Source organism: Endobacterium panacihumi, from assembly GCF_050847465.1.
Taxonomy (GTDB): Bacteria; Pseudomonadota; Alphaproteobacteria; order Rhizobiales; family Rhizobiaceae; genus Neorhizobium; species Neorhizobium panacihumi.
The window spans coordinates 139,212-164,072 of record NZ_JBOZRA010000008.1 but is presented as its reverse complement, the minus strand read 5'-3'; the positions used below and the strand labels follow the sequence as shown (position 1 = coordinate 164,072).

Genomic DNA, 24,861 nt, shown 5'->3' with positions numbered 1-24,861 from the left:
CCGTCTCAGTGCGTTACTGCGAGCGCAAGTTTTTGCGCTGCCTGCAGGGCTGCCGAGTAATTGTTGACCAGCGCGTCGATCGACGCGGCAGTTACGTCGAATACCGGCGCTGGATAGAAGCCGAAGAAGATGGTGAGCGCGATCAGCGGGTAGAGAAGAATCTTCTCACGCGTCGACAGGTCCAGCAACTGCTTGAGGTTTTCCTTTTCCAGCGCACCGAACAGAACCCGGCGGTAGAGCCACAGAGCATAACAAGCCGAGAAGATCACACCGGTTGCGGCAAACAGTGCCACCCAGGTGTTGACGCGGAAGACGCCGATGATGGTCAGGAATTCGCCGATGAAGCCCGAGGTCCCCGGCAGGCCGACGTTTGCCATGGTGAAGATCATCATCGCCACGGCATACTTTGGCATGTTGTTGACGAGACCACCGTAAGCGGAAATCTCGCGGGTGTGCAGTCGGTCATAGACAACGCCGACGCAGAGGAAGAGCGCGCCGGACACGATACCGTGCGACAGCATCTGGAACACCGCACCCTGCACGCCTTGCGTATTGGCGGCGAAGATACCCATGGTCACGTAACCCATATGGGCAACCGACGAGTAGGCGATCAGCTTCTTGATGTCATCCTGCATCATCGCGACCAGCGAGGTGTAGATGATGGCGATGACGGACAGCGAGAACACCATCGGCGCAAAGTAGTCAGACGCCAGCGGGAACATCTGCAGGAGGATACGGATCATACCGTAACCGCCGAGCTTCAGCATGACGCCGGCCAGGATGACCGAACCTGCGGTCGGCGCCTGAACGTGCGCATCCGGGAGCCAGGTATGAACCGGCCACATCGGCATCTTGACGGCGAAGGCGGCGAAGCAGGCAAGGAAGAGCCAGGTCTGCATGCCGGCCGGGAAGCCGTGCTTCAGAAGTTCGACGATATCGGTCGTGCCGGCGTTCCAGTACATGGCCATGATGGCGAGCATCATGAGAACCGAACCGAGCAGCGTGTAGAGGAAGAGCTTGTAGGATGCGTAGACGCGATCCTTGCCGCCCCAGACACCGATGATGATGAACATCGGGATCAGCGTCGCTTCGAAGAACACGTAGAAGAGCACGATATCGAGCGAGACGAACACGCCGGTCATCGCCACCTGCAGAAGCAGGAAGGAGATCATGTATTCCTTGACGCGCTTCTCGATCGATTCCCAGCTTGCCAGCACGCAGAAGGGCATGAGGAAAGTGGTGAGAATGACGAACAGCATGGAAATGCCGTCGACGCCGAGATGGTAGGAAATGCCGGTGCCGAGCCACTCATGCTTCTCGACCATCTGGAAGCTGGCGCTCGAATTGTCGAAGCCGATCCAGATGAAAAGCGAGACAATGAAGGTGAAGACGGTGGTCGCCAGCGAAATGTACAGGACATTGCGGCGGCCGTTCGCGCCCTCTTGTCCCGTGAGGAGCAGGAGCACCACGCCGACCAGCGGCAGGAAGGTGACCGTTGAAAGAATGGGCCAATCGGTCATCAGAAGGAACTCCCGAGCATCATCCAGGTGACGAGGGCGGCGATGCCGATCAGCATCGCAAACGCATAATGATAAAGGTAACCGGACTGCAGACGCACGACATTGCGCGTGACGTCGACAACACGGGCGGCGATGCCGTTCGGGCCGTAATGGTCGATGACGGCGACGTCACCCTTCTTCCAGAGGAAGCGACCGAGCGCCTTTGCCGAACGCACGAACAGAAAGTCGTAGAGTTCGTCAAAGTACCACTTGTTGAGCAGGAACTGGTAGAGGCCCTGCTGCGAGGCGGCCAGACGCTTCGGGGTTTCCGGCGACTTGATGTAGAAATACCAGGCGGTGACGAAACCGATGATCATGGCCAGGAACGGCGCCAGAGCAACGAGAGCCGGCACGTGGTGGAATTCGTGCAGCAGTTCGTTGTGCTCCGAGGTGAACAGGGCGCCCTTCCAGAACACGTCATATTCGTGGCCGTAGAAGAATTCCTTGAAGACGACACCGGCAACAACCGCGCCGATAGCGAGGATGTAAAGCGGTACCAGCATGACCTGCGGGCTTTCATGGACGTGGTGCATCACCTCGTGGCTCGCACGCGGCTTGCCGAAGAAGGTAAGGAAGATCAGGCGCCACGAATAGAAGCTCGTGAACATGGCGGCGATCACCAGAAGCGTGAAGGCAAAGCCGGAAGCCGGCGAATGCGATGCATAGGTCGCTTCGATGATGAAGTCCTTGGAGAAGAAGCCGGCAAAGCCGACCGGCGTGAACGGAATGCCGACGCCGGTAATGGCGAGCGTGCCGATCAGCATCATCGCGAAGGTGACTTTGATATGCGGACGCAGACCGCCCATGTGGCGCATGTCCTGCTCGCCATCGACGGCGTGGATGACCGAGCCGGCGCAAAGGAACAGGAGGGCCTTGAAGAAGGCGTGCGTGAACAGGTGGAAGACGGCCGCGCCATAAGCGCCGACGCCGAGCGCCACGAACATGTAACCGAGCTGCGAGCAGGTCGAATAGGCGATGACGCGCTTGATGTCGTTCTGCACGAGGCCGACGGTAGCCGCGAAGAAGGCGGTGATCGCACCGATGATGGTGACGACCAGCAGCGCATCCGGCGACAGTTCGAAGATCGGCGACATGCGGGCGACGAGGAAGACGCCGGCGGTGACCATGGTTGCGGCGTGAATGAGGGCCGAAACCGGGGTCGGGCCTTCCATCGCGTCCGGCAGCCAGGTGTGCAGCAGGAACTGCGCCGACTTACCCATCGCGCCCATGAAGAGCAGAAGGCAGGTGACGGTGATGGCCGTGCTCTTGGTCAGCTCCATGCCGAAGAAGTTGGCGACGATCGCATTGGCGTCGGCTGCACCTTCATGCGGCATATAGGTGGCGGCAGCGGCAAAGATGGTTTCGAAATTGATCGAACCGAACAGCACGAAGACACCGCCGATGCCGAGGATGAAACCGAAGTCACCGACGCGGTTGACGATGAAGGCCTTCATGGCGGCAGCCGATGCGGACGGCTTCTTGAACCAGAAGCCGATCAGCAGATAGGACGCCAGACCCACGCCTTCCCAGCCGAAGAACATCTGCAGCAGGTTGTCGGCGGTAATCAGCATCAGCATAGCGAAGGTGAAGAGCGACAGGTACGCGAAGAAACGCGGACGGTGCTCGTCGTGATGCATGTAGCCGATCGAATAGAGATGCACGAGCGTCGACACGGTGTTGACCACGACGAACATGATCGCGCTCAGCGTATCGATACGGAAGGTCCATTCGACATCGATGCCGCCGGACTGGATCCAGCGCATGACGACGGCCTTGACAACCTCGCCCTCGGAATGACCGAGCGCGATATCGAAGAAGACGATCCACGACAGGACTGCCGCGACGATCATCAGACCGGTGGTGACGTATTCCGATGCCTTGGCACCGATCTGGCGGCCAAAAAGGCCGGCGATCAGGAAGCCGATCAGGGGAAGAAAGACGATTGCCTTGTAGATCATGACCCGATCAGCCCTTCATCATATTGACGTCTTCGACCGCGATGGAGCCGCGGTTGCGGTAGAAGACCACGAGAATTGCAAGACCGATCGCCGCTTCCGCCGCAGCAACCGTCAGGATGAACAGTGCGAACACCTGGCCGGCGATGTCGTTGAGAAACGACGAGAACGCCACCATGTTGATGTTGACCGCGAGCAGGATCAGTTCGACCGACATCAGGATGATGATGACGTTCTTTCGGTTCAGGAAGATGCCGAACACGCCGATCGTGAAGAGGATGGCGCTGACCGTCAGGTAATGGGAAAGTCCGATTTCCATAATTTCTTGTCCTTGTCCCGCTCTCAGAGGCCCTGGCCCGACTTGACCTTGACGATCTCGACACCGGTTTCCGGCGTGCGAGCAACCTGGCGGGCGATATTCTGCCGCTTGATGTTCTGGCGATGGCGCAACGTCAGCACGATCGCGCCGATCATGGCGACGAGGAGCACGAGGCCGGCCACTTCGAAGAAATAGACGTAATGGGTGTAGAGCACGTCGCCGAGTGCTGCCGTGTTCTGGCGTTCGGCGATGGCAGGCATCGGCATGGCGACCGACTTGGCGGCCTGCGGCGACAGTGTCGAACCACCGACCACGAGGATCAGTTCGGCGGCGACCACGAGGCCGACCAACGCGCCGATCGGCGCATATTGCAGCACGCCCTGGCGGAACTCGGCGAAGTCGATGTCGAGCATCATGACCACGAAGAGGAAGAGAACCGCGACCGCGCCGATATAAACGACCAGAAGCAGCATCGCCAGGAACTCGGCTCCCGTCAGCAGGAAGAGACCCGCCGAGTTGAAGAAGACGAGGATCAGGAACAGCACCGAGTGAACCGGGTTTCTGGCCGACACGACCATGACCGCCGACGCCACAGCGACGAAGGCGAAGAGATAAAAGAATATAGCGTGTAGAGCCATGTTGGTGCTTTCTCGTCTTCCCCGGCAAGACCTTTCAACGAAAGGCCCTTCCCCGTCGGACCTGGCGGCCGATGCCGTCCAGACATTTGTCATCTACATTCCCGCCGCCTTCCAGCCGCGGGACATTTCAACTCATACCCTCGAAGCCGAGGCCCTATCAGCGATAAGGCGCATCCAGCTGAAGGTTGCGGGCGATTTCACGTTCCCAGCGATCGCCATTGGCGAGCAGCTTGGCCTTGTCGAAATACAGCTCTTCGCGCGTCTCGGTCGAGAACTCGAAGTTCGGGCCTTCGACGATGGCATCGACCGGGCATGCTTCCTGGCAGAAACCGCAATAGATGCACTTCACCATGTCGATGTCGTAACGCACCGTGCGGCGGGTGCCATCGTTGCGGCGCGGACCGGCTTCGATGGTGATCGCCTGAGCTGGACAGATGGCCTCGCACAGCTTGCAGGCGATGCAGCGTTCTTCACCGTTGGGATAACGGCGCAGCGCATGTTCGCCACGGAAGCGCGGGCTAACTGGGCCCTTTTCGAACGGGTAGTTGATCGTCGCCTTCTGGCGGAACCACAGATATTTGAACGTCAGCGCGAAAGCGGCGACGAATTCCTTCAGGAACAGCGAACCGACGGCTTGAGAGAGGCCTGCCATCTTTATTCTCCAATAGAACCGAGCGCGAGGTGAGCCATCATCAGCCAGCCCATCCCGTCAGCTTCAGTACGAATGCAACAATCACCAGCATGCCGAGCGAGAGCGGAAGGAAGACCTTCCAGCCGAGACGCATCAGCTGGTCGTAGCGGTAGCGCGGCACGATGGCCTTGGCCATGGCAAAGCCGAAGAAGACAAAGCAGACCTTGATCAGGAACCAGACGATGCCCGGTACCCAGTTGATCAGCCAGAAGTCGAACGGCGGCAACCAGCCTCCGAGGAAGAGGATCGTGGTCAGCGCGCAGATCAGCATGATGGCAGCATATTCGCTGAGCATCAGCATCATGTACGGGGCCGACGAATACTCGACCATGTAACCGGCGACGAGTTCGGATTCCGCTTCCGGAAGGTCGAAGGGCGGACGGTTGGTTTCAGCCAGGCCTGAGATGAAGAACACCACGAACATCGGGAACAGCGACAGCCAGTGCCAGTCGAGGAACGAGTTCGGCAGGCCGATCATCGTGCCGAGGCCGGTCTTCTGCGCGTAGACGATGTCCTGCAGGTTCAGCGAACCGACGCAGAGCAGAACGGTAACGATGACGATGCCGATCGAGACTTCGTAGGACACCATCTGCGCCGCCGAGCGCAGCGCGCCGAGGAACGGATATTTCGAGTTCGACGCCCAGCCGGCCATGATGACGCCGTAGACTTCGAGCGAGGAGATCGCGAAAATGTAGAGAATGCCGACGTTGATGTTGGCAACCGCCCAGCCATCGTTGAGCGGGATGACCGCCCAGGTGGCGAGCGCCAGAACCACCGAGACCAGCGGAGCCAGCAGGAAGACCACCTTGTTGGCGCCGGCCGGAATGATCGGCTCCTTCAGGATGAACTTGAGCAAGTCGGCAAACGACTGGAACAGGCCGAAGGGACCAACGACGTTGGGGCCGCGGCGCAGCTGCACGTTTGCCCAGACCTTACGGTCGGCCAGCAGGATGAAGGCGATGAAGACCAGAAGGCAGACCAGCGTCAGCAGGGAATGCCCCACCATGATGAGGGCCGGCCAGACATAGGTCGAGAAGAAGCTATCCATTGTTCTGCCCTTACTCCGCTGCAACCTGGAAGTTGTTGCGGGCCAATGCCGAACATTCTGCCATGACGGCGGAAGCGCGGGCGATTGGGTTCGTCAAATAGAAATCCTTGACCGACGACACGAAGGCCGCCTTGTCGGCGCGGCCACCAGCCTGCGAGAGCTTGGCCACCTGATCGCCGGTGCCGGCTGCGACTTCGTCGAGTTCGGCGAAATGCGGGAATTCGGCGTAGAGTTTCGCACGCAGCGCAGACAGGCTGTCGAACGGCAGCTTGTGGCCGAGAACGTCGGACAGTGCGCGCAGGATCGCCCAGTCTTCGCGGGCTTCACCCGGTGCGAAGCCGGCGCGGTTGCCCATCTGGACGCGGCCTTCGAGGTTGACCCAGGTGCCCGACTTTTCGGTATAGGCTGCGGCCGGCAGGATGACGTCGGCGGCATGTGCGCCGGCATCGCCGTGGCTGCCGATATAGACGGTGAATTTTGCGCCCTTCTCGGCAGCGCTGAACTCGTCAGCGCCGAGCAGGAAGAGCACGTCCATCGACTTCAGCATCTCGGCTGCATTGACGCCGTTCTTGCCCGGTACGAAACCGAGGTCGAGGCCGCCGACGCGCGAGGCTGCTGTGTGGAGAACGCCAAAACCGTTCCAGTCTTCCGTGACGGCACCAACCGTTGCGGCCAGACGGGCGGCCAGCGCGAGGATGGCTGCACCATCAGCGCGGGCAACAGCGCCCGGACCAACAATGATCATCGGGTTCTTGGCGGCGGTCAGCTTGTCGATGAAGGCATTGCCGTTTTCGACGAGATCGGTCAGCGTGTCCGGACCGGCGCCGAGATATTCGTAATCCCAACGCATCTCACCGGCTTCACCGATCAGGCCGATCGGGAAATTGCCGCGACGGAAACGCTTGCGGATGCGGGCGTTGAGAACGGCGGCTTCATAACGCGGGTTGGAACCCACGATCAACAAAGCGTCAGCCTTTTCAATGCCTTCGATCGTCGGGTTAAAGATGTAGCTTGCGCGGCCGAGCGACGGATCGAAGGCCGAACCATCCAGACGACAATCGATGTTTTCCGAACCGAGCGAAGAAATCAGCGACTTCAGCGCGTACATTTCCTCGACGGATGCGAGGTCACCGGCGATGGCGCCGATCTTGTTGCCCGAAGTGGCCGAAACCGCGCCCTTGATGGCGGCAAAGGCTTCGCCCCAGGAGGCAGCCTGCAGGCGGCCGTCGCGGCGCACGTAAGGACGGTCGAGACGCTGGGTCTTGAGGCCATCCCAGATGAAGCGGGTCTTGTCCGAGATCCACTCTTCGTTCACGGCTTCGTTGACACGCGGCATGATGCGCATGACTTCGCGGCCACGCGTATCGACGCGGATGGCCGAACCGACGGCATCCATCACGTCGATGGATTCGGTCTTGTTCAGTTCCCACGGGCGGGCGGTGAAGGCGAACGGCTTGGAGGTAAGCGCGCCGACCGGGCAGAGATCAACGACGTTGCCCTGCAGCTCCGAGGTCATCGCCTGCTCGAGATAGGTGGTGATTTCGGCGTCTTCGCCACGGCCGATCAGGCCAAGCTCGGAAATGCCGCCGACTTCGGTGGTGAAGCGGACGCAGCGCGTGCAGTGAATGCAGCGGTTCATCACGGTCTTGACGAGCGGGCCGATATATTTGTCTTCGACGGCGCGCTTGTTTTCGGTGTAGCGCGATGAGTCGATACCAAAGGCCATGGCCTGGTCCTGCAGGTCGCACTCACCGCCCTGGTCGCAGATCGGGCAATCCAGCGGGTGGTTGATCAGCAGGAATTCCATCACGCCTTCGCGGGCCTTCTTGACCATCGGCGTGTTGGTGAAGACTTCCGGAAGCTCGCCGTTCGGGCCGCCGCGGATATCGCGCACGCCCATGGCGCAGGAGGCTGCCGGCTTCGGCGGGCCACCCTTTACCTCGACCAGACACATGCGGCAGTTGCCGGCCACAGACAGACGTTCGTGGAAACAGAAACGCGGCACTTCGGCACCCGCCTCCTCGCATGCCTGCAGCAGCGTGAAGTGGTCCGGAACCTCGATTTCCTTGCCGTCAACCTTGAGCTTCGTCATCGTTACGTCCTGTTTTTCCGTCCGCCGGTCTTGCGGGCCGCAGCCTTAACCGGTGGCAATTCCTGTGCGCCGGAGGTCAGCGCGTTCGCTTGGCCCACCCAGTCGTCGCGCGTCACGCGGCCATCAAGGCCAAGTTCCGCATCGACACGGGCAGCCTGCTCGGTGCTCCATCCGGCGATCTCGGAAAGGGTTTTGATGCCCAGACCGTTCAGCTTCGTCTCGATCTTGGGCCCGAGACCCGAGATCCGTTTCAAATCGTCTTGTGCCTCGGCCGGTGCAGCCTTGGCGGTTTTGGCCTTCGGTGCGGAGGCTGCCGGTGCGTCATCCTGAGCGGGTTTCGCGGCGGCCGGTTCCTGCGCCATATCCTCGAGCGTGCGGTGCAGACGCTGGCTGGCGTCCATGGCGTTCTGCATCATGCCGAACATCGCGGTCGCGAACTGCGTCTGCAATTCGATGCCGATCTGCGTCATTGCCGCCATGGCAGCCGCCGGATTGGCCATCATCGGGTTGAGCGTCAGAGACGCCGGGTCGAAACCGGGCCATGCAGAGCCGAACGCCGGCTTTGCCGTCGATGCCCCCTGCCCTGCCTGTTTCTCCTCCGGCGACGTCATGACTTACTCCGCAGCTTCCAGCACGGCGCCTTCAGACGTCGAGCGGTAGGTGTATTCGTCGATGCGCTTTTCGATTTCCGGGCGGAAATTGCGGATCAGGCCCTGGACCGGCCATGCAGCCGCGTCGCCGAGCGCGCAGATGGTGTGACCTTCGATCTGCTTGGTAACCTGCAGCAGCATGTCGATTTCGCGCTTCTGGGCATTGCCCTTCACCATGCGCTCCATGACGCGCCACATCCAGCCGGTGCCTTCGCGGCACGGCGTGCACTGGCCGCAGCTTTCATGCTTGAAGAAAGCGGAGAGACGGGCGATCGCGCGAATAATATCGGTGGACTTGTCCATGACGATGATCGCAGCCGTGCCGAAGGACGACTTCTTGTCGCGCATGCCGTCAAAGTCCATGATCGCGTCGCCCATGTCCTCGCCCTTGATGACCGGGCAGGATGCGCCGCCGGGAATGACGGCGAGCAGGTTATCCCAGCCGCCGCGAATGCCGCCGGCATGGGTTTCGATCAGTTCGCGGAACGGGATACCCATGGCTTCTTCGACGGTGCACGGCTTGTTGACGTGACCGGAGATCATGAACAGCTTGGTGCCGACATTGTTCGGACGGCCGATCGACGAGAACCAGGTGGCGCCGCGACGCAGGATGGTCGGGGCAACGGCGATGGACTCGACGTTGTTGACCGTGGTCGGGCAACCATAAAGGCCCATATTGGCCGGAAACGGCGGCTTCAGGCGCGGCTGGCCCTTCTTGCCTTCAAGGCTTTCGAGCAGAGCGGTTTCTTCGCCGCAGATATAGGCACCCGCGCCGTGGTGGACGTAGATGTCGTAATCCCAGCCGTTCTTGTTGTTCTTGCCGAGAAGGCCGGCATCGTAGCACTCGTCGATCGCTGCCTGCAGGGCTTCGCGCTCGCGCATGTATTCGCCGCGAACGTAGATGTATGCGGTGTGCGCGCCCATGGCGAAACCGGCGATCACGCAGCCTTCGATCAGCGTATGCGGATCGTTGCGCATGATTTCGCGGTCCTTGCAGGTACCGGGCTCGGATTCGTCGGCATTGACGACGAGGTAATGCGGACGGCCATCCGATTCCTTCGGCATGAAGGACCATTTCAGGCCGGTGGGGAAGCCGGCGCCACCACGACCACGAAGACCGGATGCCTTCATCTCGTTGATGATCCAGTCACGGCCGTTCTCGATGATCTGCTTGGTACCATCCCAATGGCCACGGCTCATCGCGCCCTTCAAGGACTTGTCCTTGAGGCCGTAGATGTTCGTAAAGATGCGATCCTGATCGTTCAACATGGCTTACACCGCCGGTTCTTCGATAATGTCGAGGCGCTTTTCGATGCGTGTCACACGCGCGTCCAGCCGTCCGAGAGTTTGATAGATATTCGAAACGTCCAAATGAACGGCGTTCATCTGTGTCGTGAGGGAGTTCAGGCGGTTATCAACGTCCACAAGCTTGTTCTCGATGTTGGACAGATCTCCCTGCATCGATTTCAAGATTTCGTAGATCAGTTCGTTGGTAACCTCAGCCATGGCTCTCCCCTTCACCGCTCGACGTTGCGAACAGTGTAACGGGTTCCCGGCAGAGAGGCGAGCATATCAACCATCATGCCTCCCCTTCAGGCTTGGCTTTGCGGGTACGCTTCGGCTTGTCTTCACCAGCAACGGCGCCCTCGGCAGCCGGAGCACCCTCGGCCTTGCTGCCGCGCTTGGCAGCCGGCTTGGTTGCGGTCGGCGCGTCTGTCTTTTCGGTAGCCTTGGCGTTCTTCGCAGCAGCCTTCGGTGCAGTGACCGGGGTCTTCAGCGACTTGTCGGTTTCCGGCGCGGTATCCTTGGGATGACCTGCATCCGCCGGCGGCACGGACGCGCCTTCGGCAGCCGGAGCCGGCTTCGGATCGAGATTGGTGCGAACCGGCTTGATATCGGTGGTGAGCGTCAGCGCGCCGCCTTCAGGCGCCGACAGGTGGCGACCGTTCTGCGGGCCGACGGGCACATCTGCGCCCTTGCCGGCTTCGAATTCGTCGATGATCTGTTCGAGGCGCTCGGGCGTCAGGTCCTCATAGGCATCCTTGAAGATGATCACCATGGGAGCGTTGACGCAGGCGCCCTGACATTCGACCTCTTCCCAGGACAGCGTGCCCTCGGCATTGAGGTGGAAGGGATCGTGATGGATCTTGTGCTGACAGACCTTGATCAGTTCATCCGAGCCGCGCAGCATGCAAGGCGTGGTGCCGCAAACTTGGATATGGGCGCGGGTGCCGACCGGCTTCAGCTGGAACTGGGTGTAGAAGGTCGCCACTTCCAGCACCCGGATATACGGCATGGAAAGCTTCTGGGCGACATATTCGATCGTCGCCTTGGTGACCCAGCCGTCCTGTTCCTGCGCACGCATCAACAGCGGGATGACCGCAGACTGCTGACGTCCCTCGGGATACTTGGCGATGGTCGCGGCTTCGAACACGGTGTTTTCCGCGTTGAAGGCGAATGAGGCAGGCTGGAACTGGTCTTCGGCTAGTCGACGAACAGACATTTTACATCACGTCCTATTCAATACATTGCAATCATGATCGGGAGCGAGCGCATCAGCGATCCACCTCCCCGAACACGATATCGAGCGAACCGAGGATTGCCGTGACGTCGGCCAACTGGTGACCTGTCGACATGTAATCCATGGCCTGCAGATGCGCGAAACCGGGAGCGCGCAGCTTGCAGCGGTATGGCTTGTTGGAACCATCGGCGACGAGATAGACGCCGAACTCGCCCTTCGGCGCTTCGACGGCCGCATACACTTCGCCGGCCGGCACGTGGAAACCTTCGGTATAGAGCTTGAAGTGGTGGATGAGCGCTTCCATCGAACGCTTCATCTCGCCGCGCTTGGGCGGAACCACCTTGCCGTCCGTTGCCGAGATCGGGCCGGTCTTGGCATCACCAAGCAGGCGGGCAACGCACTGCTTCATGATCTTCACCGACTCGCGCATTTCGGCCATGCGGACGAGGTAACGGTCGAAACAGTCGCCGTTCTTGCCGATCGGGATGTCGAAGTCGAGCTCGGCGTAACATTCGTAAGGCTGCGATTTGCGCAGGTCCCAGGCAGCGCCGGAGCCGCGGATCATGACGCCCGACATGCTCCAGTTCCATGCGTCTTCCAGCGAAATCACGCCGATATCGACGTTACGCTGCTTGAAGATACGGTTGCCGGTGAGCAGGCCTTCGATATCGTCGAGAACCTTGATGAACGGATCGCACCACGCGCCGATATCTTCCACCAGCTGCTGCGGCAGGTCCTGATGGACGCCACCGGGGCGGAAATAGGCTGCGTGCATACGGGCGCCACAGGCGCGCTCGTAAAAGATCATCAGCTTTTCGCGCTCTTCGAAACCCCAGACCGGCGGTGTCATGGCACCAACGTCCATGGCCTGGGTCGTGACGTTCATGATGTGCGACAGGATACGGCCGATTTCCGAATAGAGAACGCGGATCAGCTGGCCGCGGATCGGAACCGTGATGCCGAGCAGCTTTTCGATTGCCAGACAGTAGGCGTGCTCCTGGTTCATCGGCGCGACATAGTCGAGACGGTCCAGATAAGGCAGCGCCTGCAGATAGGTCTTGGTTTCCATCAGCTTTTCGGTGCCGCGATGCAGCAGGCCGATATGCGGATCGACGCGTTCCACGATTTCGCCATCGAGTTCCAGCACAAGACGCAGAACGCCGTGCGCGGAAGGGTGCTCCGGGCCAAAGTTGATCGTGAAATTGCGGACGTTATGTTCAGTCATGGTGCGCGCTCCGCGCTGTTGCCTAGGCGAATAGCGAATAGTGAGTAGTGAGTAGTTTTGTACGGTCTCATTGTCTCTCCTGGAGAGACCGGATCAGAGCGCGGATCATCTTGCCGATCTCCTCGCATCTTTCGGTCGTCTTCCTGAACTCATCCTCATCAAGCAAACCTATGCGATGAGCGATAAGCATGTGCGTTTCCAACTCTTTCAGCGAGCCTTGGGAGATACGCAGAAACTGAATGAAACTGCCGGTAACTTCACGACCGTATCCTTCAGCTATATTGGCGGCGATCGAAGTGGCCGCCCTGCGGATCTGAGACGTAAGACCGTAAACTTCCTGCTTCGGAAAGCTCTGAGTTTGCCTGTAGCAATCGACAGCAAGATCGATTGCCCTCTGCCAAACCTTGAGCTCCTGATAGGAATTTATCGTCTGACGTCCCTCCCTACTATTCGCTACTCACTATTCCCTATTCACGCGTCTTACTGCTGTGCCTTCTCGTCACCGGGCAGCACGTAATCCGTACCTTCCCATGGTGATGTGAAGTCAAAATTGCGGAATTCCTGGCGAAGCTCGACAGGCTCGTAAACGACGCGCTTGAGCTGGTCGTCGTAACGAACCTCGACGAAACCTGTGACCGGAAAGTCCTTGCGCAGCGGATGGCCCTGGAAACCGTAATCGGTGACGAGGCGGCGCATGTCCGGGTGGCCGGAGAACGGCACGCCGTAGAGATCCCAGATCTCGCGCTCGAACCAGTCGGCCCCCTTGTAGACGCCGGTGACCGAGGGAACGGAAACATCTTCGGCGACCGACAGCTTTACACGCAGGCGAAGGTTCCGCTTGGGCGACAGCAGATGGTAGACGACATCGAAACGCTCGGGGCGCTGCGGCCAGTCCACACCGGACACATCGATGAAGCTGACAAAACCGCCCTGCGGATCGTCACGCAGGAAAGTCATAAGCTCGACGATGCTGTCGCGGTCGGTCGTCAGGTTGAGTTCGCCATAGGCGATCTCCGCAGCCGACACGAGGTTGCCGGTGGCTTCGCGGATATAGGTGGAGAGTTGTTCGAGAACTTCGCTCATGGCCTTCCCCTTTAGCGCTCGATCGTGCCGGTGCGGCGGATCTTCTTCTGCAGCAGGAGCACGCCGTAAAGCAGTGCTTCTGCTGTGGGGGGACAGCCCGGCACGTAAATGTCTACCGGCACGACACGGTCACAGCCGCGCACCACCGAATAGGAATAATGGTAATAGCCGCCACCATTGGCGCAGGAGCCCATGGAGATGACGTAACGCGGCTCCGGCATCTGGTCATAGACCTTGCGGAGCGCAGGTGCCATCTTGTTAGTCAGCGTGCCGGCAACGATCATCACGTCCGACTGGCGCGGCGATGCGCGCGGGGCGACACCAAAGCGCTCCATGTCGTAACGCGGGCCGGAAGCCTGCATCAGGCCTTCAACGGCGCAACAGGCCAGACCGAACTGCATCCACATCAGCGAGCCGGTGCGCGCCCAGGTGATCAGCTCGTCCGTCGAGGTGACGAGAAACCCCTTGTCGGCCAGCTCGTTGTCGACATCGGTGAAAAACGGATCGGTGGCGCCGACAGGTTTGCCGGTCGCCGGATCGAGAATGCCCTTCGGCTGCTGCGCGACGAGCGTGTTGCCGGTCATTCCCATTCCAGAGCTCCCTTCTTCCATTCGTAGATAAAGCCGATGGTGAGCACACCAAGGAACACCATCATGGACCAGAAGCCGAACCAGCCCATTTCACCGAAGGACACGGCCCAGGGGAACAGGAAGGCGACTTCGAGATCGAAGATGATGAAGAGGATCGAGACCAGGTAGAACCGGATGTCGAACTTCATGCGGGCGTCATCGAAGGCATTGAAACCGCATTCGAATGCGGAGAGCTTTTCCGGATCGGGCGCCTTGTAGGCCACGGCGAAGGGCGCGATCAGCAGCGCCAGACCGATCACCATGGAAATGCCGATGAAGATCGCGATCGGGAGATAGGAACTGAGGAGTTCAGTCATTGTATTCCATCCCTGCCTGACCGCAAGCGAAGGGCAAACGCCTAACACTTATGCACTGGCCAAGCGAACGTGCATTGCAACAAGGGCTGACTATCGCAGGATAGGCCCCGGCGCAAGAGGTTTGACCCCCAACCCCCACTCCAAAATGATGCGAAAGACGACGAAACGTCGCAGCATGTGCTGGAAAGCCATGAAGCGCCGGGAAAACCCCTTCATGACCATCAATGACAATGCAGCGAATTTATTAACAGGAGCAAAAAACTCAAGCTTTTCGGGCATTTTTGCGCTTTGTCAGGTGATGAACAGCAAATCTTTGAATTCACTAAAAAAATTTTCATGCGACGATAGCGCGCAGCAAAACGCCCCGAAAAATCAACCTCAGAGTCAGTGGCGACATAACGAATGCAATCAACGAGTTAAGGCTCCGACGCAGCCGAAATCCGGCTTCCATCAGCCCAAATTTTGTGCAAACCATACCCGAATACCGCAGCAAAACGCGACACCCTCCCCTGCAGCGATCACGCAATTGCGAATGCGCCAATACCGCAGCGCACTCTACCGGCACGAAACAACTGAAAGACGGAGAATCACACAGGGAACCAAATCTGCACGACGGAGGCGAGCAGAACGAAAGCGATCAATCAAATTTTGAAAAGCTGGAAAACGCCATCACCATGCGATGGCAAGACCAACAAGGACTTGAGAAGAAAATGGCGCGAGTGACGGGGCTCGAACCCGCGACCTCCGGCGTGACAGGCCGGCACTCTAACCAACTGAGCTACACCCGCGCATATTTTCTTCGCCTTGCGGCAACTTCTGCATGAGGCAGAAGGTAGACTGAGAAGAGATAGTGGCGCGAGTGACGGGGCTCGAACCCGCGACCTCCGGCGTGACAGGCCGGCACTCTAACCAACTGAGCTACACCCGCACTTATCTCGAAACGAAGCATTCTTTTGGAGAAGCTTCCCTTCCTCCGGCGGCCTCAACCGTTCGGATGAGCGCTCACTAAGAGGTTCGCGGACGGGTGTCAACAAGTTTTGACGACAAAAGAATGACGAAATGAACTTTCCCCAGCCCGGCCCCGGCCGGACAGGGATTTCCCCATATCTGTCGCAAATTTTTCAAAAAAATGGAAAAAGGCTCTTGCGGATTTCCCCGGTTCCGCATATCTCACGGCCACCGACGCGGCGGACATGATCCGGTTGACGCGAAGGGCGATTAGCTCAGTTGGTAGAGCGCCTCGTTTACACCGAGGATGTCGGGAGTTCGAGTCTCTCATCGCCCACCATTTTCTTTACCGTTGAAATTGCTAGATGTTAACAAGCTATTGGCTTGATCAAAAACATTGTGTCGTGCTCTGATTGCCACCAAAAGGTGAGCCATGGGCGATAAACGATCCACATTACAGTTGGCCGTCGATGATAATGTTGCGTGGTGCAGCGCCGTTTGTGATGCGCATCGATCGGATCAACGCATGTCGGCGAATGTCTGGGTAAACCTTAATCCCTCGCCACCGTTCTATCCCAACATCATCACCCGCAGACCAGGCCCCCAGTCAGCAGTGCTGGATGCCATCGAACAGATCCGCGCTCGTAATCCCTCGTTGCAGTTTGGGATAAAGGACAGCTTTGCAGATCTGCAGTTGGATGAAAGCGGTTTCAGGCAAGCCATAAGCGGCAGTTGGTATGGCGGCTTGCCATTCAAAAGACAGCTCTCCGATGTGAAAGGCTGGGAGCCAATAGCCTCCGAGGACGACCTACGGTGCTGGGAAACACATTGGGGCGGCACCGATACACGCCGAATCTTTCCGGCCAGCCTGCTCGACGACAAGCGAATCAAATTCTGGCGGCAAAAACAGATGAATGCCGATGGCGTATCCGGGTTCGTCTCCTTTTACTCCGAGGCGTCCGTTGGCCTTTCCAACTGGTTCACGCCCCACGGTGGAGAAGACCTGCCTGACGGCGCACTGGATGCGGTAGCGACGATCTTTCCAGAGGTTCCGGTCGTTCTGTGGTCCTCCTCCGACCTCACCTGCGCCAATACTGGTCTGGAGAGACTTGCACCGCTGCGGATCTGGTTGCCTGCGCATTAGTATTGCCAAAACAAAAAAAGGCCGGGCGCGAAAAACGCGCCCGGCCCTCCCCTCCACTCGCGTGAAGACTGTTAGTTGGTCACCTTGATCTCCACCGGCAGGAACAGCGTCTCGCCCGAGGAATCATCCACACCATCATTGTCCGTGACCATGAAAGCCTTGCCGGACTTGTCGAAGGCAAAACCTTCCAGCTTGTCGACGACATAGCCGTTGGTGGCGTTCTTCAGGTCGGGCAGGAAGTCGTGAACCTCTTCCTTGGTGACGACCGGCAGTTCGCCGCCGAGCTTGGCGGGCTTCAGGTCCTTGAGCGAGACGCGGTAAAGCTTCTTCAGCTTGGCGGCGTCGCCGATCAGGTTGTCGCGCTCCACGATGTAGAGATAGTCGCCGCTGGCGGTGATTTCGGAGAGACCGACCCAGCCCTTGTCCGCCTTTTCGAGCGGATAACGGGCGGCTGCCCATTCCTTCGATTTCGGCTTGTAGGACAGAAGTTTCGTCTGACCCTTCGGGTCATCCTTCCATTCGCGCTGCACGGCCATCCACAGGGTCAGGTCGTCGCCCTTGCCGGTGGTGGTGATGCCTTCGAGGCCGAATCGCGTTTCACCGGCCAGCAGTTCGGAAGGAAGGCCGATTTCCGTCTTGATCTCACCCTTGGCGTTGACGTTGTAGATGCCGTGGCCGACCAGCTTGGAACTATCGCCTTCCGACGCGAGCCAGAAACCGCCCTTGCCGTCGAGAGCGATGCCCTCGATGTCGAGCTTCTGGGCCGGCTGGCCGTTGCGGGTGATGCGCAGCACGTTGGTGATCTCGGCCGGCTTCTTGGTGGCGTCGATGGTGAAGATCGACGGCTGCATGGCGTAGACCGAATCGGAAACGGCGTAGAACGTGCCTTCCTTTTCCGCGTCACCAACGAGACCGGAGAGAGCGCCCCAGCCGATGACCTTGCCATCCAGATCCTTGGAGACGAGCGTCGGATAGGCCTTTTCGCCTTCTGCAAGCTCATAGAGCATCACATGCGAGCGGGCGCCGCCATCTTCGCCGAGATCGGCTTCGTTGGCGGTGGCAAGCAGGTTGCGACCCGGAATGGCAACGGCGCCTTCCGGCGAAATGCCCGACGGCAGGAGCTGCACGAGTTCAGGTTCGCCACCGGTGTCCTTGTAGACGGCAACCATCGAGCCGCGCTCGGAGAGCACGAAGAAATACTGCTGGCCATTGAAGATGGCGGCTTCCATGCCTTCCGGCTCGATGCCCTTGTTCTTGGCGCGCTTTTCCGGGAAATGGCCGTGACGGGCGATTTCATGCTCGAGCGTCATGCCGGCATCGTAAAGCACCTTGCCGGAACGATCGAATATGGTGAAGCCGCGCGAACCGCCCTTGTAATCGCCTTCATTGGCGATGACGAGGCGATCGGTGCCGAGCCATTTGACGGCATCCGGCTCGCGCGGAACGGCGGTGAGTTTTCCGGTGAAATTGAGCGAACCATCAGTCTTGGCATCGACGTTTTCGAGATCGACCGTACCAGCCGTGAAATGGCTGGTCACCTTGGCGGTTTTCGAGTCGATGATGATGACGTGGTTGTTTTCCTGCAGCGTCAGGGCGATTTCGCCATTGGCGTTGATGTTGACGAATTCCGGCTCCGGATCTTCCGGGGCGACGGTGGCAAGGCCGGTGACGTCGACGCGCTTGATGCTGTCGCAGGCCGGAACGCCGTTCTTGAGCGAGACGATCAGCAGTTCGCCGGCCGGAAGCTGCGGCAGGGCGCCGTCGTTCAGTTCCTCGTCACGCTGGTTTTCGATGGCGATGGCGGCAAAGGAGCCATCCGGCGCAACCACGACCGAATCGGGTTGGCCGCCGAGATCGCAGGTATTTTCCAGCTTCTTCGAAGCGATATCGATGACACCGAGCTTGCCCGCAGGCTTGGTCAGGTCTTCGGTGTTGTCGATGGTGATGAGAACCTTCGGGCCGGCTGCGGCAACCGAGTTCGGCTCGCCGTCGATGGCAATCGAGCCACCGGCTTTCGGGGCTTTTGCGTCAGTGATGTCGATAAAACCGATCGTGCTGCCGGGCGCATCGGAATAGATCAGCGTATTGCCATCGGCGGTCGCAGTGATGATTTCCGACGAGGTCGCCTTGTCCTCGCCCTTGGGCAGGTTCTGGGCGACAGGGAACGATGCGATGCGGTTGAAAACCTGCTCGGCGCTGGCCGGCACGGCGACCGAGGCCAGAAGAACAGCCAGGATTGCGCTGCGTGTCGAGAATGTCATGGATAACCCCTCCGTTAAACCAGAGTGGTTTTTTGCGATGGACCGATGACAGCAGAATGACGGGTGATCGCGCGCACGGCAGGAACAAAAGAAAAGGCCGGGAAAACCCGACCTTTCGCATTTTCAGCAAGAATGAGTGACCGGGATCACTTCTTCTTGGCGTTATAGGCCTTGATGGCTTCCGAAACTTCACCTTCGGCATGAGCCGCGTTGTCGAAACCGTTCAGCTCGACTGCCTTGCGGCCGGCAGGAAGCTGCTTGTAGACGCGGAAAAACGCCTCAAGACGTTCCTGCTCGATCTTCGGCAGGTCGGTGATTTCCTTGATGTCGTCGTAAGTAGGATCGATCTTGCTGGTCGGTACGGCAACGATTTTGTCATCGACTTCGCCGCCATCGATCATCTTCAGAACGCCGATCGGGCGAACCTTGATGATGGCGCCCGGAACGATCGGCTCGCGGGTGTAGACGATCGCGTCGAGCGGATCGTTGTCGCCACCGAGTGAGCTGGTGATCGAGCCGTAATTGCCCGGATAAACGACCGGCATCGACTGGTAGCGATCAACGATGACGTGGCCGGTCTTGGCGTCGATTTCATATTTGGTGAAGCTGCCCTGCGGGATCTCGATGGCAACGTTGAATTCCTTGCCGTCATCCGTCTTCTGCGGAAAATCGAGATAGGAGACGTATTCGGCAGCGGCGACGCCGGCGGTAACGAACAGGGCGGCGGCGGCAGTCAGAAGCGTTTTCATGGAGTTCCCTTTGATGCAGTAAGGCGTTTCACCTAGGGACACCCCATGACAGGCACATGACAATTCGCTGTTGAATTCGACTGGTAACAAAAACAAAAAACCCCGGATACAATCCGGGGTTTCGAGACCATGGCGGACAAACCGCCAAGTTCAACTTACTTGTTGTTGACGGCGTCCTTCAGGCCCTTGCCGGCCGAGAACTTCGGCACGTTGCGTGCCGGGATGTCAACTTCCGCACCCGTCGACGGGTTGCGGCCCTTGGAGGCTTCGCGGTGCGAAACGGAGAAGCTGCCAAAACCGGCGAGACGGATGTCGCCACCCTTCTGGAGTTCAGCCTGGACGGTGTCAAAAACAGCGTCGACTGCGGATGCGGCGTCGGTCTTCGACAGGCCGGCCTTTTCGGCAACGGCAGCAACCAATTCGGTCTTGTTCATGTTTCCACCCCTTTCAATGGTTTGAAACGTATCAAGTTCAGCTCCGGGGCGACAATGATTTTTGAGCGTCCCCTGCGCACCCAAAAGCTCTGGAAACGCCTGAAAAACAAGGGGGGAACAGTCATTTTTCACAAAAAAGGCCGGCAAAAAGCCGGCCTTTCCGTCAAAAAATGTAACTCACCATCCAAAACCGGGAATAAATACCTAATGCGGCGGGAAAGCCCGGAAAATAAGGCTTTTCGGCGGCATGGGTGATTCTGCCGGCAGGATATCCCGAAGATCGCAAGCAACCTTCGGGATGACCGTTTTAGTGGGCGATGGTGGTGCCCGATTCTTCCGCACCTTCGACGGTGGCGATGACCGGCGTCTCGATCGAGCCATCCCATTCGATCGGCTCGGGCTGGCGAACCAGCGCGTGGCTGATCACTTCGCCCATGCGCGAGACCGGAATGATTTCCATGCCGTTCTTCACATTGTCCGGAATATCCGCCAGATCCTTGGCGTTTTCTTCCGGGATCAGCACCTTCTTGATGCCACCGCGAAGGGCTGCCAGCAGCTTTTCCTTGAGGCCGCCGATCGGCAGGACGCGACCGCGCAGGGTCACTTCACCGGTCATGGCGACATCCTTGGAAACCGGGATGCCGGTCATGATCGAGACGATCGCCGTTGCCATGCCGACGCCGGCCGACGGGCCGTCCTTCGGGGTGGCGCCTTCCGGCACGTGGACGTGGATGTCCGACTTGTCGAAACGCGGCGGCTCGATGCCGAAATCGACGGCGCGCGAACGGACATAGGATGCCGCCGCCGAAATCGATTCCTTCATGACGTCCTTGAGGTTGCCGGTCACGGTCATGCGACCCTTGCCCGGCATCATCACGCCTTCGATGGTCAGCAGCTCGCCGCCGACTTCCGTCCATGCGAGACCGGTCACGACACCGACCTGATCCTCACCCTCGGCTTCGCCATGACGGAACCGCGGAACGCCAAGGTAATCCGAAATGTTGGCAGCCGTGATGGCGACCGACTTCGTCTTGCCCTTGATGATCTCGGTCACGGCCTTGCGGGCGAGCTTCATCAGCTCGCGCTCGAAGGAACGAACGCCGGCTTCGCGGGTATATTGCTGGCTGATGGCCATCAGGGCGTCGTCCGAAACCGAAAATTCGTTCGGCTGCAGGGCATGTTCCTTGATTGCCTTCGGCAGAAGGTGACGCTTGGCGATCTCGCGCTTTTCATCTTCCGTGTAACCGGCGATGCGGATGATCTCCATGCGGTCCATCAGCGGACCCGGAATGTTGAGCGTGTTCGCCGTGGTGACGAACATCACGTCGGACAGGTCGTATTCGACTTCCAGATAGTGATCCATGAAGGTCGAGTTCTGGGCCGGATCGAGCACTTCGAGCAGGGCAGAAGACGGATCGCCGCGGAAATCCGAACCCATCTTGTCGATTTCATCGAGCAGGAAGAGCGGGTTGGACTTTTTTGCCTTCTTCATCGACTGGATGACCTTGCCGGGCATCGAGCCGATATAAGTGCGGCGGTGACCACGGATTTCGGCTTCGTCACGAACGCCGCCGAGCGCCATGCGCACATATTCGCGGCCGGTCGCCTTGGCGATCGACTGGGCGAGCGAGGTCTTGCCGACGCCCGGAGGGCCGACGAGGCACAGGATCGGACCCTTGATCTTGGTCGCGCGGGCCTGAACCGCCAAATACTCGATGATGCGTTCCTTGACCTTATCGAGGCCGAAATGGTCCTGTTCGAGGATCTTTTCCGCCGCATTGAGGTCGGACTTGATCTTCGACTTCTTGCCCCACGGAATGGTCAGCAGCCAGTCGAGATAGTTGCGCACGACGGTGGCTTCCGCCGACATCGGGCTCATCTGGCGCAGCTTCTTCAGCTCGCCATCGGCCTTTTCACGGGCTTCCTTGGAAAGCTTGGTCTTGGCAATGCGCTCTTCCAGTTCGGCCATCTCGTCGCGGCCGTCTTCGCCGTCGCCGAGTTCCTTCTGGATCGCCTTCATCTGTTCGTTGAGGTAATACTCGCGCTGGGTCTTCTCCATCTGGCGCTTGACACGCGAGCGGATTCTTTTCTCGACCTGCAGGACGGAGATTTCGCCTTCCATGAAGCCAAGAGCCTTTTCAAGGCGCGTCTTGACGCTCACCGTCTCCAGCATTTCCTGCTTTTCGGTGATCTTGATGGAGAGGTGCGAAGCAACCGTGTCGGCAAGCTTGGAATAATCCTCGATCTGGCTGGCGGCGCCGACCACTTCCGGGGAAATCTTCTTGTTCAGCTTGACGTAGTTTTCGAACTCGGAAACCACGGAGCGCGACAGCGCTTCGACCTCGACCGGGTCGTCCTGCGGTTCGTCCAGCGTTTCGGCATGGGCTTCGTAGAATTCTTCGCGATCGGTATATTCGCTGATCTTGGCGCGGGCGCGGCCTTCGACCAAAACCTTCACGGTGCCGTCGGGCAGTTTCAGCAATTGCAGAACATTGGCCACGGTGCCGATCTTGTAGATCGCCGAGGATTCCGGATCGTCGTCGCCGGCATTGATCTGGGTGGCAAGCATGATCTGCTTGTCGGAGCCCATGACTTCCTCAAGCGCGCGGATGGATTTCTCACGTCCGACGAACAGGGGAACGATCATATGCGGGAAGACCACGATATCGCGCAGCGGCAGGACCGGATAGGTCGCGGGGCTCTGTGCGTCAGACGTCGTATTCGTCATGTCATTTCCTTTCTCGTCCCGTTTCCGGGAGCATGCCTGAAAAGCAAATCACCAGGCATTTTGGTCTTGCCCAAAGTGGTAACCTACTAGGCTTTTTTCAAGCCATCCAGTCCGGGCATGACAAAACTGCGACAGTATTAGAACTGTTGCATGCGATGCTTACGTCAGACTGGAAGGGGTCTGGACAGTTTCTAGAATGATCCGCGGGCGGGGCCGGTGGGCGGTGCGTCCATTCGTTCGACCGCGACGGAGGGATAACCTGTCGGCGGTCTTGTTTCCGGTCGCTTCCCCTGCCTCTTAATACCGGCAGGCGCGCGATCTGCCGCAACGCATACTCCAGACAAAAGCGCGGGCATCGAAAACGGTTTCGGCGGAGAGGTTGCCCTCCCCGCCGACAATTGCGTCACGCCATCAGGCGGAAACGTTGGCCTTCTCGTCCTGACGATCGGCATAGATGTAGAGTGGACGGGCATTGCCCTTCACCACATCGTCCGAGATCACGACTTCACGAACACCTTCAAGCGTCGGCAGTTCGAACATCGTGTCGAGCAGGATCTTTTCCATGATCGAACGCAGGCCACGAGCACCGGTCTTGCGCACGATCGCCTTGCGGGCGATTTCGCGCAGCGCGTCCTCGTGGAAGTTCAGTTCGACGTCTTCCATCTCGAACAGGCGCTGGTACTGCTTGACCAGAGCATTCTTCGGCTCCGACAGGATCTGAATCAGCGCATCTTCATCGAGATCCTCGAGCGTTGCCAGAACCGGCAGACGACCGATGAATTCCGGGATAAGGCCGAACTTGACCAGATCTTCCGGCTCCAGTTCGCGCAGAACTTCGCCCACACGACGATCGTCCGGAGCGGCAACGCTTGCGCCGAAACCGATCGAGGTCTTTTCGCCACGGGCCGAGATGATCTTGTCGAGACCGGCAAAGGCACCGCCGCAGATGAACAGGATGTTCGTCGTGTCGACCTGCAGGAATTCCTGCTGCGGATGCTTGCGGCCACCCTGCGGCGGAACCGAAGCAACCGTGCCTTCCATGATCTTCAACAGCGCCTGCTGCACGCCTTCGCCCGACACGTCGCGGGTGATTGACGGGTTGTCGGACTTGCGCGAGATCTTGTCGACTTCATCGATATAGACGATGCCGCGCTGGGCGCGCTCGACATTGTAGTCCGCCGACTGCAGCAGCTTCAGGATGATGTTTTCAACGTCTTCACCAACGTAACCGGCTTCGGTCAGAGTGGTGGCGTCTGCCATGGTGAAGGGAACGTCGATGATGCGGGCGAGCGTCTGGGCAAGATAGGTCTTACCGCAACCGGTCGGGCCGACCAGCATGATGTTCGACTTTGCCAGCTCGATCTCGTTGTTCTTCGAGGCGTGCGCGAGACGCTTGTAGTGGTTATGCACCGCCACAGACAGGATCTTCTTCGCCTGCTTCTGGCCGATGACGTATTCGTCGAGAACCTCGATGATGTCCTGGGGCGTGGGAACGCCTTCACGGGACTTGTTCAGCGAGCTCTTGTTCTCTTCGCGAATGATGTCCATGCACAGTTCGACGCATTCATCGCAGATGAATACGGTCGGTCCGGCAATAAGCTTGCGGACCTCGTGCTGGCTCTTTCCGCAGAAGGAGCAGTACAGGGTATTCTTGGAGTCGCTGCCGTTGCCGCCGCTGACCTTGCTCATATCACTTTCCTTCCAGCACCGCCGCCCAGACCGTTTCAACACGCGGGCAGACACTTACATCGCCGGCCGGCTGGCCTCCTCATCAGAGGCCGAGCCCGCTTGAACCTTCAAGGGGTACTCTACCGGGCCGGACGACAGTCCTGGACCGGTGGCAACGAAACCCCTTCCAGACCGAATGCTA

General features: G+C 59.1%; 22 protein-coding genes, 3 tRNA genes and 1 pseudogene. 3 read left to right on the top strand and 23 right to left on the bottom strand.

The features are described 5' to 3' along the window. Positions 1–5: 5 nt before the first annotated feature. From ACRQ1B_RS25710 to ACRQ1B_RS25635, 16 genes and pseudogenes are all read right to left on the bottom strand, one after another. The gene (locus ACRQ1B_RS25710) at positions 6–1,520 is read right to left on the bottom strand and encodes an NADH-quinone oxidoreductase subunit M (RefSeq protein WP_432296961.1); all 1,515 of its coding nucleotides are present in this window, start codon (positions 1,518–1,520) and stop codon (positions 6–8) included. Further along, positions 1,520–3,517, bottom strand: a complete 1,998-nt coding sequence (gene nuoL / locus ACRQ1B_RS25705; protein ID WP_432296960.1) for an NADH-quinone oxidoreductase subunit L — start codon at positions 3,515–3,517, stop codon at positions 1,520–1,522. Before nuoL ends, ACRQ1B_RS25710 begins: the two co-directional genes overlap by 1 nt. 7 nt (positions 3,518–3,524) lie before the next feature. Then, positions 3,525–3,833 carry an NADH-quinone oxidoreductase subunit NuoK gene (gene nuoK, locus ACRQ1B_RS25700; RefSeq protein WP_432296959.1) on the bottom strand — a complete coding sequence of 103 codons (309 nt, stop codon included), beginning with the start codon at positions 3,831–3,833 and terminating at the stop codon, positions 3,525–3,527. 23 nt (positions 3,834–3,856) lie between these two features. Continuing rightward, positions 3,857–4,471, bottom strand: a complete 615-nt coding sequence (locus tag ACRQ1B_RS25695; RefSeq protein ID WP_432296958.1) for an NADH-quinone oxidoreductase subunit J — start codon at positions 4,469–4,471, stop codon at positions 3,857–3,859. Between the two features lie 157 nt (positions 4,472–4,628). After that, complete coding sequence (gene nuoI / locus ACRQ1B_RS25690) at positions 4,629–5,123, bottom strand: NADH-quinone oxidoreductase subunit NuoI (protein WP_112728445.1); 495 nt, start codon at positions 5,121–5,123, stop codon at positions 4,629–4,631. Between the two features lie 40 nt (positions 5,124–5,163). Beyond that, positions 5,164–6,210: an NADH-quinone oxidoreductase subunit NuoH gene (nuoH, locus tag ACRQ1B_RS25685; RefSeq protein WP_432296957.1), complete on the bottom strand. Its 1,047-nt coding sequence runs from the start codon at positions 6,208–6,210 to the stop codon at positions 5,164–5,166. A gap of 10 nt (positions 6,211–6,220) precedes the next feature. Further along, on the bottom strand, positions 6,221–8,302 hold the full coding sequence (gene nuoG / locus ACRQ1B_RS25680; RefSeq protein WP_432296956.1) for an NADH-quinone oxidoreductase subunit NuoG: 2,082 nt from the start codon (positions 8,300–8,302) through the stop codon (positions 6,221–6,223). Positions 8,303–8,304: 2 nt separating this feature from the next. Next, the gene (locus tag ACRQ1B_RS25675) at positions 8,305–8,913 is read right to left on the bottom strand and encodes a helix-hairpin-helix domain-containing protein (protein ID WP_432296955.1); all 609 of its coding nucleotides are present in this window, start codon (positions 8,911–8,913) and stop codon (positions 8,305–8,307) included. Between the two features lie 3 nt (positions 8,914–8,916). After that, positions 8,917–10,221: an NADH-quinone oxidoreductase subunit NuoF gene (gene nuoF, locus ACRQ1B_RS25670; RefSeq protein WP_432296954.1), complete on the bottom strand. Its 1,305-nt coding sequence runs from the start codon at positions 10,219–10,221 to the stop codon at positions 8,917–8,919. 3 nt (positions 10,222–10,224) lie between these two features. Continuing rightward, positions 10,225–10,458, bottom strand: a complete 234-nt coding sequence (locus ACRQ1B_RS25665; RefSeq protein WP_432296953.1) for a hypothetical protein — start codon at positions 10,456–10,458, stop codon at positions 10,225–10,227. A gap of 97 nt (positions 10,459–10,555) precedes the next feature. Then, positions 10,556–11,455 (bottom strand): annotated as a pseudogene (gene nuoE / locus ACRQ1B_RS25660) (NADH-quinone oxidoreductase subunit NuoE); the annotation flags it as partial. 52 nt (positions 11,456–11,507) lie between these two features. Beyond that, complete coding sequence (locus ACRQ1B_RS25655; RefSeq protein WP_432296952.1) at positions 11,508–12,698, bottom strand: NADH-quinone oxidoreductase subunit D; 1,191 nt, start codon at positions 12,696–12,698, stop codon at positions 11,508–11,510. Between the two features lie 67 nt (positions 12,699–12,765). Beyond that, complete coding sequence (locus ACRQ1B_RS25650; protein WP_432297053.1) at positions 12,766–13,125, bottom strand: four helix bundle protein; 360 nt, start codon at positions 13,123–13,125, stop codon at positions 12,766–12,768. 53 nt (positions 13,126–13,178) lie between these two features. Next, on the bottom strand, positions 13,179–13,781 hold the full coding sequence (locus tag ACRQ1B_RS25645) for an NADH-quinone oxidoreductase subunit C (RefSeq protein ID WP_432296951.1): 603 nt from the start codon (positions 13,779–13,781) through the stop codon (positions 13,179–13,181). Between the two features lie 11 nt (positions 13,782–13,792). Next, positions 13,793–14,392 carry a NuoB/complex I 20 kDa subunit family protein gene (locus tag ACRQ1B_RS25640; protein ID WP_432296950.1) on the bottom strand — a complete coding sequence of 200 codons (600 nt, stop codon included), beginning with the start codon at positions 14,390–14,392 and terminating at the stop codon, positions 13,793–13,795. Next, positions 14,362–14,727 (bottom strand): NADH-quinone oxidoreductase subunit A, encoded by a 366-nt coding sequence (locus tag ACRQ1B_RS25635; RefSeq protein WP_153356548.1) that lies wholly within the window; start codon positions 14,725–14,727, stop codon positions 14,362–14,364. Before ACRQ1B_RS25635 ends, ACRQ1B_RS25640 begins: the two co-directional genes overlap by 31 nt. A 214-nt stretch (positions 14,728–14,941) precedes the next feature. Between ACRQ1B_RS25635 and ACRQ1B_RS25630 the strand changes: the two genes are divergently transcribed. Beyond that, positions 14,942–15,379 carry a hypothetical protein gene (locus ACRQ1B_RS25630; RefSeq protein WP_432296949.1) on the top strand — a complete coding sequence of 146 codons (438 nt, stop codon included), beginning with the start codon at positions 14,942–14,944 and terminating at the stop codon, positions 15,377–15,379. 59 nt (positions 15,380–15,438) lie between these two features. Here ACRQ1B_RS25630 and ACRQ1B_RS25625 read toward each other — a convergent pair. Together ACRQ1B_RS25625 and ACRQ1B_RS25620 are read right to left on the bottom strand one after the other, a co-directional pair. Continuing rightward, a tRNA-Asp gene (locus ACRQ1B_RS25625) sits at positions 15,439–15,515 on the bottom strand. A 63-nt stretch (positions 15,516–15,578) separates the two neighbouring features. After that, positions 15,579–15,655: transfer RNA gene (locus ACRQ1B_RS25620), tRNA-Asp, on the bottom strand. Between the two features lie 284 nt (positions 15,656–15,939). Here ACRQ1B_RS25620 and ACRQ1B_RS25615 point away from each other — a divergent pair. Together ACRQ1B_RS25615 and ACRQ1B_RS25610 are read left to right on the top strand one after the other, a co-directional pair. Next, positions 15,940–16,015, top strand: a tRNA-Val gene (locus ACRQ1B_RS25615). Between the two features lie 93 nt (positions 16,016–16,108). Then, positions 16,109–16,819 carry a hypothetical protein gene (locus tag ACRQ1B_RS25610; RefSeq protein WP_432296948.1) on the top strand — a complete coding sequence of 237 codons (711 nt, stop codon included), beginning with the start codon at positions 16,109–16,111 and terminating at the stop codon, positions 16,817–16,819. Between the two features lie 71 nt (positions 16,820–16,890). Here the strand turns inward: ACRQ1B_RS25610 and ACRQ1B_RS25605 are convergent, their stop codons facing one another. The 5 genes from ACRQ1B_RS25605 to clpX all read right to left on the bottom strand — a co-directional run bounded on the left by ACRQ1B_RS25605 (position 16,891) and on the right by clpX (position 24,680). Next, on the bottom strand, positions 16,891–19,080 hold the full coding sequence (locus tag ACRQ1B_RS25605) for an esterase-like activity of phytase family protein (RefSeq protein WP_432296947.1): 2,190 nt from the start codon (positions 19,078–19,080) through the stop codon (positions 16,891–16,893). Positions 19,081–19,226: 146 nt separating this feature from the next. Next, a complete protein-coding gene (locus ACRQ1B_RS25600) occupies positions 19,227–19,829 on the bottom strand; it encodes an inorganic diphosphatase (RefSeq protein ID WP_432296946.1) in 603 nt (200 codons plus the stop codon). A gap of 155 nt (positions 19,830–19,984) precedes the next feature. Then, positions 19,985–20,263 (bottom strand): DNA-binding protein HupB, encoded by a 279-nt coding sequence (gene hupB, locus ACRQ1B_RS25595; RefSeq protein WP_132273196.1) that lies wholly within the window; start codon positions 20,261–20,263, stop codon positions 19,985–19,987. A gap of 307 nt (positions 20,264–20,570) precedes the next feature. Continuing rightward, complete coding sequence (gene lon, locus ACRQ1B_RS25590; RefSeq protein ID WP_432296945.1) at positions 20,571–22,991, bottom strand: endopeptidase La; 2,421 nt, start codon at positions 22,989–22,991, stop codon at positions 20,571–20,573. A gap of 411 nt (positions 22,992–23,402) precedes the next feature. Further along, the gene (gene clpX / locus ACRQ1B_RS25585) at positions 23,403–24,680 is read right to left on the bottom strand and encodes an ATP-dependent Clp protease ATP-binding subunit ClpX (RefSeq protein ID WP_432296944.1); all 1,278 of its coding nucleotides are present in this window, start codon (positions 24,678–24,680) and stop codon (positions 23,403–23,405) included. Between the last annotated feature and the right edge of the window lie 181 nt (positions 24,681–24,861).